The organism is Duganella hordei (assembly GCF_040369125.1).
GTDB lineage: Bacteria > Pseudomonadota > Gammaproteobacteria > Burkholderiales > Burkholderiaceae_D > Rugamonas > Rugamonas hordei.
The window spans coordinates 63,080-74,629 of the sequence record NZ_BPWI01000022.1; the positions used below are offsets into that span (position 1 = coordinate 63,080).

The window sequence follows — 11,550 nt, forward strand, 5'->3', positions numbered from 1 at the left end:
CTGCGGCCCACAGGAAAAGGAAGTCATTTGGTGGATATGTTTGCGCTCGATGAAGAGCTGGCGCAGTGGCAGGAGGAGTTGTCGGAAGCGCAAGGCTTGCCCCGCCTGCGGCTGTTGACGGCGCTCGCCTGGCACAACCGCCAGCGCGACCCGGAGCGCGCGCAAGCCCTTTCCGCAGAGATTGTTCCGCTGCTGGACTTGCTGTCGCCGTCGCACGTGACGCTGAGCCGCGCCCGACTGCTGCTGATCTCCGCCGAATCCGAATGGCTCAACGGCCAGCTCGATTCCGCCCAGTACCAGGCCGAACAGGCGCTGGCGCTGTGTGACCAAGCCGCCGCCGTGCTGCCGGAGGAGTCCAGCCTGGGCCGCGCCGACGCCTGCTGGGTGCTGGCCTGGATCGCCAACGACCGCGGCGCCAGCTCCACCGGCGACGGCTGGCTGGAACGGGCGGCCGCCGCCGCGCGCGCCGGCGCCGATCCGGTGCGCGTCGACGTCATCGACGCCGCCGCCGGCATCTGCGACACCTTCGGCGACTGGCAGCTTGCGCAGCAACGCTGGAGCGGCCGCTTCAGCGCCGGCCTGGACGGCGTGGCGCCCATCGCCGCCGGCTGGATCAGTGACTTCTTCGGCACCTGCGCGTTCCAGCGCAGCGAGTACGGCCGCGCCATCGGCCACCTGATGCTCAGTTTTGAAACCGCGCTGGCGACGGGGCAGATACGCCGCGCGGTCATCGTCGCCACCAACATCGGCAACGGCTTCACCAGCCTGAACGCGCATGAAGCGGCGCTGGACTGGATGCAGCGCGGCCTCGATCTGGCGCGCCCCACCGGCTGGCCGCTGAGCATCGGCATGTGCCTGATGCAGACCGCCGAAACGCTGCGCCAGCTGGGCCAGCGCGAAGCGGCGCAATCGCTGCTGCGCGAAGCGCTGGCGACGCTGGCGCCGTTGTCCGGTTCGCGCGCCTACGCGGTGGCGCTGGAATACCAGGGCGACCTGGCGCTGGACCTGGGCAACCACGCGGCGGCGCTGGACAGCTTCACCCGCCTGGCCTCGCGCGGCGACGCGCTGGGCCAGAGCGATTTCCAGAGCAGCGCGCGTCGCGGCCAGGCACACGCGCTGTCGCATCTGGCGCGTCCCGCCGAGGCGCTGGCGGCTGCGCAAGGCGCGCTGACGCTGGCGCGCGAGCATGCCGACGCCTCCAGCCAGATCGCCGCGCTCAGCGTGCTGGCCGACATCCATGCGCGCCACCGGCTGCCGGCGCCGGCCGACATGAAGGCCGCCAACCCGATGCTGCATTACCTGCAGCTGGCGCTGGAAATCGCCGCCACCATCGAAGGCTACACGGTGCCGGGATCGCTGCTCGACGCGACCGCGCGCGAGCATGCCGCCATCGGCGATTTCGAACGCGCCTATGCGATCTCGCTGCAGGCCAGCGCCTCGCGCGATTTGACGCACAGCCAGCAGGCCACCAACCGCGCCATCGCGATGCAGGTGCAATACCAGACCGAGCGCGCGCAGACGGAGGGCGAGCATCACCGCCAGCTGGCCGCCGCCGAGGCGCAGCGCGCCGCAGTGCTGCAACAGACCAGCGCCACGCTGGAGCACCTGAGCGCGATCGGCCAGGAGATCACCGCGCACCTGGATGCGGCGGCGGTGTTCCGCGCGCTGGACCGCCACGTGCATGGCCTGCTCGACGCCACCCACTTCTCGATCTTCCTGCTGGAGCCCGGTGGCGAGTGGCTGGCCTGCGCCTTCGGCGTCGAGGTGGGCAGGCCGCTGCCCGCGGTGCGCGTGCCGCTGTCGGATCCGAACGCCAATTCGGCGCGCTGCGTGCGCGAGCGCCGCGAGATCCTGGTGGAGCTGGGCGAGGAGGATGTCACGCCGAACCTGATCCCCGGCACGCTGCAGACCCTGAGCCTGCTGTTTGCGCCGCTGCGCGTGGGTGATCGCGTGCTGGGCGTGATGACGGTGCAGTCGCTGCGGGCGGGCGCCTACGGCGAACGCGAACGGCTGATCTTCCGCACGCTGTGCGCCTACGGCGCGATCGCGCTCGACAACGCCAGCGCCTACCGCCAGGTGGCGGCGACGCTGAAGACGCTGAGCACGACGCAGGAACAACTGCTGGAAAAGAACCTGGAACTGGAGCGGGCCTACAAGGCGCTGGAGGAGGTCAGCCTGACCGACCAGCTGACGGGCCTGCGCAACCGCCGCTTCTTCCTGCAGAATGTCGACGCCGATGTCGCCATGAGCCTGCGCGGCTACGACGCCGGCCAGCACCGCGAGCTGACCGAATGCGATCTGCAGGCTGCCAACGACCTGGTGTTCTTCATGGTCGACCTGGACCACTTCAAGGAAGTGAACGACCGCTACGGCCACGCGGCCGGCGATGCGATCCTGGTGCAGATGCAGGAGCGCCTGCGCGAGGTGTTCCGCGAATCGGACTACGTCATCCGCTGGGGCGGCGAGGAATTCCTGGTGCTGGCGCGCGCCACCCATCGCGACGAGGCGCGGGCGGTGGCCGAGCGCATGCGCCGCGCGGTGGCGGACCGCGACTTCGACCTGCCGGACGGCGGCCGCCTGGCCAAGACCTGTTCGATCGGCTTTGCCTGCTTCCCGTTCATGCCGGAGCAACCGCGCCTGCTGTCCTGGTCGCAGGTGGTGGAACTGGCCGATCAGGGCCTGTACATCGCCAAGCGTTCCGGCCGCAATGCCTGGGCGGCCTTGTATAGCACCGAGGCCTCGCGGCCGGACGGCATCTTCCCGCGCCTGATGCGACAGCTGGACCAGGCGCTGACGGACGGCGAGGTGCGGCTGGTCAGCAATTTGACCGGGCCGCTGGTGCTGGACGGCGAACGTCGCCGCGTCGGCCTGTCGAGCGACCTGGAAACCTAAGGCGCTTCCACCACCACGTCACAATTGAGCGTATTGGCGATGTAGCACTTGTCGTGCGCCTCGTGGTGGATCGCCTCCAACTCTTCCGCACCAGGCGGCGCTGTGCCGGCGAAGGTGATCGCCGGGCGCAGCGTGATGCGCGTCATCGCCATTTTCCCTTGGGCGTTTTTACCCAGCAGGCCGATGGCGTTGTCGCGATACGCATCGACCGTGTGGCCCCGCTTGGCCGCGATCGACAGGAAGAACAGCATATGGCAGCTGGATGCGGCGGCCACCAGCGCTTCCTCGGGATCGACGGCGGCGGCGTCGGACATCGGCAGCGGCACGGACAGCGGCGAGGACGAGGCGGGCACCGTGGCGCCACCGTCGAAATGCCAGGTGTGCGCGCGACTGTAGCGCTGCCCGTGAAAATCCTGCCCGTTGCGGTTCCACTCCACCTGTGCTTCGAATTGCATGTTCCGCTCCTTCGATGAGATGGCCCATATGATAACCCTTTGCTTGCGTTTTGCTTGCGCTTTTACTTGATATACTGTCGGCTCCTCCCCTCGCACCCTACGCCATGACCAAGACGCGCTGCAGCTGGGCCAATCCGGCCAATCCCCTTTATCTTGAATACCACGACAAGGAATGGGGCGTGCCTTGCCACGACGAGCGCCGTTTGTTCGAGATGCTGAACCTGGAAGGCGCGCAGGCCGGCCTGAGCTGGGAGACGATACTCAACAAGCGCGAGAACTACCGCGCCGCCTTCGACCAGTGGGATGCCGAGAAAATCGCCGCCTACGATGCGGACAAGGTGGCCGAGCTGCTGGCCAATGCCGGCATCGTGCGCAACCGCCTGAAGGTGGCGGCGGCGATCACCAATGCCCAGGCCTACCTGCGCCTGCGCGACAGCGGAACGACGCTGGACCAGTGGTTGTGGGCCTATGTGGGCGGCAAACCGCTGGTCAATGGCAAGGGGCCGCGCCCGGCGAAGACGGAGCTGTCCGACCGCATCTCCAAGGACCTGGCCAAGCTGGGATTCAAGTTTGTCGGCTCGACGATTATCTACGCCTACATGCAGGGCATCGGCATGGTGAACGATCACGATCCGGCCTGCTTCTGCAGGGCGCGCAAGTAATGACACAGCGGACTCGCCGGGTGGTGCTCGATACCGATTTCGGACTCGGCGAGCGCTTCATGGCGGCATGGCGGGAGCGCGCGCAGAAGGGCGGCCTACAAAGTAAACTGCATTACGTGGCGGTGGTGGCTCAAGTGCCGCCGGCGGCGCAGATAGCCGATGCGCAGCTGCGCTCCTTGTGGCCGCTGAATGTGCCGGGCTTACACCGCATCCTGCTCGACGATGGCCGCGTGACGCTGGACCTGCTGGCCGGCGCGTTGGACGCGGTGCTGCCGCAGATAGATGCGCGCGTCGATGCGTTCCACGTCGCGGCGATGCCCGCGCCGAGTGCGACGGCTCTGGCGCGCGGCCTGGCGAAGCTGGCGGTGCAGGGCGCCAGCCTGCGCGCCGAGGCGCCGGACGAAGCGCTGGTGTGGGCATTGACCGCGGCAGGCTTTAGCTGCCAAACCATCGAAGGCACGCGCGATGTCGGCGCCGTCTACCAAAGCCGCAGGCCGCAGCCAGCCGCGCCGCCGGAACCGGTACGCCGCGCCATCGTGATCGGCGCCGGACTGGCCGGCTCCTCAGCCTGCCAGCGCCTGTGCGCGAACGGCTGGCAAGTCACGCTGATCGAACGGCACGCGGAACCGGCGCAGGAGGCGTCCGGCAATTTGGCCGGCATCTTCATGCCGCTGCTGTCGAAGGACGACAACATCCCCACGCGGCTGAGCCGCGCCGCCTATCTGTTCGCCCTGCGCGAGTGGCAGCGGCTGGGCGGCGTCGGGATCGCGTTCGACGGCCAGCGTTGCGGCGTGCTGCAACTGGCGCGCGACGCCGCGCATGCCAAGGTCCAGCGGGACGTGGTCGAAGCCTGGAACTACCCGCCTGAGTACGCGCGCTGGCTGGATGCCGGCGCGGCCGGCGAACTGCTGGGCGCCGCGACGCCCGACGGCGGCTGGCTGTTCGAACTGGGAGGATGGGTGCGTCCGTCATCGTTGTGCGAGGCGATGTTGCTGGCATGTGGCGACCATTTGTTCCGCGTGTTCTGCGCCGAGGCGCTGGACTTGCGGCGCGTCGATGGTGAATGGCAGGTGCGCGGGTGCGATGGCGAACTGCTGGCGCAAGCGCCGACGGTGGTGCTGGCCAACGGCACCGGCGCCGTCAACGTGGCGCAGGCCGCCGAACTGCCGCTGGCCGCGCTGCGCGGCCAGGTCACCCACCTTGCGGCGCAGGACGCGCCGCAATTGTCGCTGGTGGTCTGCCGCGAAGCCTATGTCACGCCGCCGGCGAACGGCATCGTCTGCGCCGGCGCCACCTACGACAACGACGGCGATCCGTCCTTGCGCGCCGCCAGCCAACTGGAAAACCTCACCCGTCTCGAGGAGATCGTGCCCGGCGACGCCGTGGCCGCGCTGGCGGCCAGCGCGCCGCTGGCTGGCCGCGTCGGCTTCCGCTGCGCCGCGCCGGACCGCCTGCCGCTGGCGGGCGCGCTGCCCGACTACCCTTCCGCCGGCCGCCTCGAACGCCTGCGCGACGTGCCGCGCCATCCCGGCCTGCATTGCCTGCTGGGCTATGCGTCGCGTGGCCTGATCTGGGCGCCGTTGATGGCCGAACTGCTGGTCGCGCAACTGGAAAACGCGCCGCCGCCGCTGGAGGCCACGCTGGTCGAGGCGCTCGATCCGGGCCGCTTCCTGCTCAAACAGCGTCGCCGCAGCCAATAGAGTCGTTGCGTTCGCGCAAACGCGCGGGCATCCTTGCGTTGGCGCTGTCATGTCCGACAGGATATAATCCGAACACCATACCAATGCCGTCCACGGAGAGCCGAACGATGGATGAAGACGATGCGCAGCACCATGAAGGATCGCCGGAGCTGTTCATGTTCCTGGCATCGACTGTGCACGACATGAAAAATTCCATCAGCGTCCTCAGTGGCACGCTGGAGAACTTGCTGGCCGGCGCGGGCCAACCCGCCGCCGTTCCCGAGCCGCCCGATTACGACCAGCTGGCGCAGATGCTGTATCAAACCAAGCGCCTCAACGACAACCTGATCCAGCTGCTGGCGCTGTACAAGGACGTCGGCAAGCCCGGTTACCCGTTCGACCCGGCCGCTCAAAGCATCAGTGAATTGGTGCAGCAGGTGGCGGGGCAGGCGCGCATCCTGCTGCAGTCGCGCGGCATCGCGCTCGATCTCGATTTCCCGCCTGACGCCATCTGGACGCTGGACGAAGACCTGATCATCGGTGTGCTGGTCCACGCCATCAACAACGCGATCCGCTACACGCGCGACCGCATCCGCCTGGCGGTCCGCATCGACGGCGACTACCTCGAACTGCGGGTGGAGGACAACGGCGGCGGCTTCCCGCCGTCCCTGCTCGAAGCGGGTGTCAGCGCGATGGGCAACCGGCGCAGCGGCGTCAATTTCATCAGCAACAGCAGCGGCCTCGGTCTCTACTTCTCCAGCGAAGTGGCGAAGATGCACAAGCACCGCCGGCGCGGCGGCAGCATCGCGCTGGAAAACGGCGGCGCGCTGGGCGGCGGCTGCTTCGTGCTGCGGCTTCCATGAGCGTCGTCGAGCATGCGGCCACCGGCGGCGTCGATTGGGCGGAGAAGCGCTATCTGCTGATCGACGACTTCGTCGGTATCCGCCAGCTGCTGCGCGAATCGCTGCGCAATCTCGGCGCCAAGCATATCGACCAGGCGGCCAGCGGCGGCGAGGCGATGATGCTGCTGTCGAAGACCCGCTACGACGTGGTGCTGTGCGATTACAACCTCGGCGACGGCAAGAACGGCCAGCAGGTGCTGGAGGAGGCGCGCATCCGCAACCTGATGATGCCGAGCAGCGTATGGCTGATGGTCTCCGCCGAAAAGAGCGTCGAGTCGGTGATGGGCGCGGCCGAGCACCAGCCGGACGCCTACATCATCAAGCCGATCACCGAAGGCGTGCTGCTGACGCGCTTGAACCGCGCGTGGAACAAGAAGCAGATCTTCAGCGAAATCGACCAGGCCTTTGCCGACAAGGACTACCTGCGCGCGGCCAAGCTGTGCGAAGAACAGATCGTCCACTATCCGCTACACGCCGTCGACCTGCTGCGCATGAAGGCGACCTTGCTGCTGAAAAGCGGCGAGCCAGAACAGGCCCGCGCGGTTTATGAAAAGGTGCTCGACGACCGCGATTACAACTGGGCGCGCTGCGGCCTGGCCAAGATCCGCATGAACAACGGCGAGCTGGAATCGGCGCGGCAAATGTTCCAGTCGGTGATCACCGACAACCGCTTTTACATCGACGCCTTCGACCAGCTGGCGCAGTCGTTCCAGCTGCAGGGCAAGACCGAGGAAGCGTTCGACGTGCTGGAGAAGGCGGCCAAGCTGTCGCCGAACTCAGTGCCGCGCCAGCGTGCGCTGGGACAGACGGCGCTCAAGCTGGGCAACATCCCGGTGGCGGAAAAGGCCTTCCGCAAATGCATAGAGATGGGCGAGTACTCGGTGCTGAAAACGGTCGACGCATTTTTCGGCCTGGCGCGCGTGTGCGGGCAGAAGAACGACATCAAGGAAGCCATCCGCCTGCTGAACGCGGCGGTCCACCAGTTCGGCGGCGACCAGGTCACGCTGCGCGCCAAGATCACCGAAGGGCTGGTGTATCACGAAAGCGGCGACTATCGCCGCGCGCGCAAGGCCGGCGACGAACTGGAAGCCTTGCTGGCCGATGAGAACAAGCCGCGGCCGGACACCGACACCTGTCTCGACATGGCGAGCCTGATGTTCGCCGTCGGCGTCAAGGAAGCGCCGGTCGGGCTGCTGGTGTACGTGACCCGCAACAACCATGACAATACGCCGCTGCTGGACGACGTGCAGAAGATCTTCGACAAGGCGCGCATGGGCGACGAGGGCATGGAGCTGATCAAGTCGGCGCGCAAGGAAGCGTCCGACATGATGAACAAGGGCGTGCTGCTGTGGAAGAGCGGCAAGCTGGTCGAGGCGGTCGAGTGGATGCGCGTGGCGCGCAAGGCGCTGCCGCACAATATGCGCATCCTCTTCAATTCGGCGCAGATACTGATCTCCCAATTGCAGCAGACCGGCTATGTGCGCGAGCTGGCCGAGGAGGCCATCGGTGTGCTGATGCATGTCGACGCGATCGCGCCGGGGCAGCAGCGTTTCGCCCAGCTGATGGAGCAGCTGGCGATGCTGGCGCCGGTGTCCGGCGTGGTGGCGGCGGCCGCCGCCAGCGAGTACGAAGCGGCCAACGGCGCCGTGCCGGAATGAGTGCGCAGCGTGACGGATGGACGCAACAGCGAACTTGTTTCCGGGTCGGCAAATGATTACACTGGATCGCGGCGCGGCTCTGTCCGCGCCTTGATTCGCTGTCAATATTGAGGGCAAATAAAGGGCACAAAAATATGCGCGATATCGCCAAGGAAGTGTACGTGAAGATGAAAGTGGGCAGCGTGGCCTGGATACGGCCGGTCGCCGCCAAAGGGGATACCCTGGACAGTTTTCAGGCCGCCCACGACAGCGCAAAGCTGCTCGAAGAAGAGGGCCTGATCGATATCGAAAAAGTGCAGCGCCAGGCGGATGGCCTGATCGACGCGATCCGCATCCAGCGCCTGGCTTAGGTTCGGCGTTCCCGCCCGGCTGTTACTTGTCCGCCGCTGCCGGCTTGGCCTTGGCGGGCGGCCGCTTGACCGGTGCTTTTTTCTCCGCCGGCTTGGCTGCTTCGGCGGCCGGCTTGGCCTTGACCGGCGCGGTGGCCGCCGCCGCGAACTTGGCGGCGGTGTCGGTGGCGCGCGCCGCGGCGCTGGCCATCATCGATTCGGACGCCATGGCCGTCGATACGGCCTGCTTGAACTGATCCTGCAGCATATTCCACCAGACAGCCGGATTGGCCATCTGCGCGGCCGCCGCATCGGCGCCAGGCTTGTCGGCCGGGGCGGTGGCTTCCGGCTTGGCTTCCGGCGCCGGTGCGGGCGTTGCCGGCGTCGCGGTCTTTTCCTTGTCGGCCTCGCGGGCGTGGTGGAAGAAGGCCGAGGCGTATGGATTGGCGTCGAAGATCGACTTGTCGTTGCCGGTCGGCTGGTTGACCGCCGCCGCCAGGCTGGCGCCGACCGATTTGAGCGTGGCGATGGTTCCGCGCTGCACCTCCAGCGCCTGGATGGTACCGCGCAGCATGCTCATGTTCAGGTTCAGCCAGGTCTCGACGGCCTTCAGGTCGTTGATCTTCTTGTCCAGTTCTTCGACCGACAGCGTCGGCGCAGTCAGGCCGGGCACGCTCATAGTGCCCCACAGGCTCTTGACGAAGTCCAGCGTATCGTTCATCACACCGGCGCCCGGTATGTTCGGCATTTGCGTATTGGCCATGAAAAGTCTCCTGTGGGAATAGCGTTCAGCGTAGCAGATAACGCGATCGCATTCAAAAGATTTTGACAACATTTCTGATCCGCCGCGTATCGCGGCCGAAAGCGTTAAACTAGCGGCCATGAGCTTATTCACCCATCTATTCCACCGCCGCCGCCTGTTGATTTTGTGCGCAGCCACGGTGGCGCTGCATTATGTGGCGATCGACTGGGTGGACAACCGGCTCGGCAACGAGGCGGCGCGGCCGATGCCGCAGCCGTCGCTGATGACGGCGCAATTGCGGCTGACCTTGCCCAAGCATGTCGACACGCCGCCGTCGGCCGAGGTGCAGCCCTTGCCGCCCGCCGCCAAGCCGCGGCGCAAGCCGAAACCCAGGCCCGAACCCGAACCGGTGCTGGACCAGCCGGAAGAGCCGGCGCCGGCCGCCAGCAGCGCGGCCGCGGCGGATGCCGGCGCCTCGACCCCGGCGGCGGGAGAGGTTGCCGCCACGCCCGACGCCGGCGCCAACCAGTCCGGCGCCGCGCAGGCGCAAACCGCGGCGCCGCCGGCGGCCGACGCCGAAGCGGCCAAGCCGGCCGCGCCGGTCGCGGCGGCCGAGGAGGAGCCCAGGAGCGCGCGCCGCTACAAGGTCAATCTGCCGCCCTCCGCGCGTTTCGAGATGGACGTGGCGCGGGTCGACGCCGACGGCACCAACTGGACGGGCTCCGCCGGCATGACGTGGCATACTGACGGCAGCAAGTACGAAGCCTCGGCCGAGGCGGGCATCAGCCTGCTGGTCACGCGCCTGAATTTGCTGGTCGCGCGCAGCCGCGGCACGATCGACGACTACGGCATCTCCCCGGACACGGCCACGGAAAAGCGCGCGCGCCGCGCCGAAACCGCGACCCATTTCAACCGCGACGCCGGCACCATCACGTTTTCCGCGTCCGAGCGCAGCTACCCGCTGCTGGCGGGCGCGCAGGACAAGACCACGGTGCCGTTCCAGCTGGGCGGCATCGGCCGGGCCGACGTCAACCAGTTCCGCAGCGATATCGAGATACAAGTCGGCGAGGACAAGGAGGCGACGATTTTCCGCTTCCAACTGGTCGGCGAGGAAGAGCTGGACACCAGGATGGGCAAGATCGTGACCTGGCACCTGAGCCGGCCGCCGCGTCCCGGCAGTTATTCGTCGCGGTTCGACATCTGGCTGGCGCCGGGGCTGAACTGGTACCCGATCCAATTCCGTAATACCGAAGCGAGCGGCGCGCTGACCACGCAGACCGTCACCAAGATCATCAAGACCGAACCTGGAAAGTGAAACGCATGCGAACCTCTATTATCCTTGGCCTGCTGGGCGCCACCGTGCTGCTGGCGGGCGCCGCGCAAGCGGCCGACGCGCCGGGCGAACACCCGAGCGTCAAGCGTCCGACCAGCATGCCGCCGTCGGCCGACCTGAGCTACTCGCTGAAGATCAAGCAGAGCGGGCTGTCGCTCAACGGCCAGGCCAGCGTGCAATGGCGCGCGGGCGAGGGCAAGTACTCGATCGTCACCGAGAGCCGCGCCGCGATCTTCGGCAAGGTGGTGGAAAACCGCAGCGAGGGCGCGATCGACGATTTCGGCCTGGCGCCGGCCACGTTCTACGAAAAGCGCTTCCGCAAGGAGCCGTACACGACGTCGTTCAAGCGCGACGCCAAGACCATCACCTTCACCGAAAGCGACGTCAGTTACCCGATCAAGGGCGGCGAGCAGGATCGCTCCAGCGCCCAGTGGCAGCTGGCGGCCCAGGCGCGCGCCACGCCGGACAAGTTCAAGCCGGGCAGCGAATGGCAGTACTTCGTCGCCGGCCGCCGCGACGCGGAGCCGTGGACCTTCAAGGTGGTCAAGACCGAGGCGGTGCAGATCGGCGCCGGCGAGGTGCAGGCCGTCCACCTGGTCAAGGCGCCGCCGCCGGACAAGGAAGGCCAGCAGGTCGACCTGTGGCTGGCGCCATCCATGGACTGGTACCCGGTCCGTGTGCGCTTCAACGACAGCGACGGCGACTTTGTCGACCAGACACTGGAAAAGGTCGTGAAGAAGTAGCCGCCTGCTATACTGACGCCCCCGCGATGATAATGCTTTGTTGCAATAATTGTAATCGCGTTGAGCAACCCAAATCCGGGGTCAGAGCTGCAAAGCGGGGTCAGTTCCGGCAATCGGACACGCGTGTCCGATTGCCGGAACTGACCCCGCTTTGC

General features: G+C 67.1%; 10 protein-coding genes. 8 read left to right on the forward strand and 2 right to left on the reverse strand.

The annotated features are described in order from the left end of the window. The first annotated feature begins 36 nt into the window (after window positions 1-36). A complete protein-coding gene (locus ABWW33_RS29790) occupies window positions 37-2,892 on the forward strand; it encodes a diguanylate cyclase (RefSeq protein WP_353405060.1) in 2,856 nt (951 codons plus the stop codon). On the opposite strand, the gene ABWW33_RS29795 is transcribed toward ABWW33_RS29790, so the two are convergent. Beyond that, window positions 2,889-3,347, reverse strand: coding sequence for an OsmC family protein (locus ABWW33_RS29795; protein ID WP_176655369.1), 459 nt, complete (start codon window positions 3,345-3,347; stop codon window positions 2,889-2,891). The genes ABWW33_RS29790 and ABWW33_RS29795 overlap by 4 nt on opposite strands. 104 nt (window positions 3,348-3,451) lie before the next feature. On the opposite strand from ABWW33_RS29795, the gene ABWW33_RS29800 reads away from it, so the two are divergent. From ABWW33_RS29800 to ABWW33_RS29820, 5 genes are all read left to right on the forward strand, one after another. Further along, window positions 3,452-4,009 (forward strand): DNA-3-methyladenine glycosylase I, encoded by a 558-nt coding sequence (locus ABWW33_RS29800; protein ID WP_353405053.1) that lies wholly within the window; start codon window positions 3,452-3,454, stop codon window positions 4,007-4,009. After that, the gene (gene mnmC1, locus ABWW33_RS29805; protein ID WP_353405055.1) at window positions 4,009-5,709 is read left to right on the forward strand and encodes an FAD-dependent 5-carboxymethylaminomethyl-2-thiouridine(34) oxidoreductase MnmC1; all 1,701 of its coding nucleotides are present in this window, start codon (window positions 4,009-4,011) and stop codon (window positions 5,707-5,709) included. The genes ABWW33_RS29800 and mnmC1 overlap by 1 nt, the downstream gene beginning before the upstream one ends. 107 nt (window positions 5,710-5,816) lie before the next feature. Then, window positions 5,817-6,551, forward strand: a complete 735-nt coding sequence (locus tag ABWW33_RS29810; RefSeq protein WP_353405056.1) for a sensor histidine kinase — start codon at window positions 5,817-5,819, stop codon at window positions 6,549-6,551. After that, window positions 6,548-8,248, forward strand: coding sequence for a tetratricopeptide repeat protein (locus ABWW33_RS29815; protein WP_176655373.1), 1,701 nt, complete (start codon window positions 6,548-6,550; stop codon window positions 8,246-8,248). Before ABWW33_RS29810 ends, ABWW33_RS29815 begins: the two co-directional genes overlap by 4 nt. A gap of 134 nt (window positions 8,249-8,382) precedes the next feature. After that, window positions 8,383-8,598: a hypothetical protein gene (locus ABWW33_RS29820; protein ID WP_176655374.1), complete on the forward strand. Its 216-nt coding sequence runs from the start codon at window positions 8,383-8,385 to the stop codon at window positions 8,596-8,598. A gap of 22 nt (window positions 8,599-8,620) precedes the next feature. Here ABWW33_RS29820 and ABWW33_RS29825 read toward each other — a convergent pair whose 3' ends face one another. Next, window positions 8,621-9,340 (reverse strand): PhaM family polyhydroxyalkanoate granule multifunctional regulatory protein, encoded by a 720-nt coding sequence (locus tag ABWW33_RS29825; RefSeq protein ID WP_176655375.1) that lies wholly within the window; start codon window positions 9,338-9,340, stop codon window positions 8,621-8,623. 118 nt (window positions 9,341-9,458) lie between these two features. Here ABWW33_RS29825 and ABWW33_RS29830 point away from each other — a divergent pair, with 118 nt between their 5' ends. Next, window positions 9,459-10,634: a DUF3108 domain-containing protein gene (locus tag ABWW33_RS29830; protein ID WP_176655376.1), complete on the forward strand. Its 1,176-nt coding sequence runs from the start codon at window positions 9,459-9,461 to the stop codon at window positions 10,632-10,634. A 5-nt stretch (window positions 10,635-10,639) separates the two neighbouring features. Continuing rightward, window positions 10,640-11,395, forward strand: coding sequence for a DUF3108 domain-containing protein (locus ABWW33_RS29835; protein ID WP_353405057.1), 756 nt, complete (start codon window positions 10,640-10,642; stop codon window positions 11,393-11,395). Window positions 11,396-11,550 lie beyond the last annotated feature (155 nt).

Bases quoted from the DNA above. Each gene is read 5' to 3' on its own strand.
- ABWW33_RS29790 (WP_353405060.1), top strand. From the start codon at position 37: ATGTTTGCGCTCGATGAAGAGCTGGCGCAGTGGCAGGAGGAGTTGTCG.
- ABWW33_RS29795 (WP_176655369.1), bottom strand. From the start codon at position 3,347: ATGCAATTCGAAGCACAGGTGGAGTGGAACCGCAACGGGCAGGATTTT.
- ABWW33_RS29800 (WP_353405053.1), top strand. From the start codon at position 3,452: ATGACCAAGACGCGCTGCAGCTGGGCCAATCCGGCCAATCCCCTTTAT.
- mnmC1 (WP_353405055.1), top strand. From the start codon at position 4,009: ATGACACAGCGGACTCGCCGGGTGGTGCTCGATACCGATTTCGGACTC.
- ABWW33_RS29810 (WP_353405056.1), top strand. From the start codon at position 5,817: ATGGATGAAGACGATGCGCAGCACCATGAAGGATCGCCGGAGCTGTTC.
- ABWW33_RS29815 (WP_176655373.1), top strand. From the start codon at position 6,548: ATGAGCGTCGTCGAGCATGCGGCCACCGGCGGCGTCGATTGGGCGGAG.
- ABWW33_RS29820 (WP_176655374.1), top strand. From the start codon at position 8,383: ATGCGCGATATCGCCAAGGAAGTGTACGTGAAGATGAAAGTGGGCAGC.
- ABWW33_RS29825 (WP_176655375.1), bottom strand. From the start codon at position 9,340: ATGGCCAATACGCAAATGCCGAACATACCGGGCGCCGGTGTGATGAAC.
- ABWW33_RS29830 (WP_176655376.1), top strand. From the start codon at position 9,459: ATGAGCTTATTCACCCATCTATTCCACCGCCGCCGCCTGTTGATTTTG.
- ABWW33_RS29835 (WP_353405057.1), top strand. From the start codon at position 10,640: ATGCGAACCTCTATTATCCTTGGCCTGCTGGGCGCCACCGTGCTGCTG.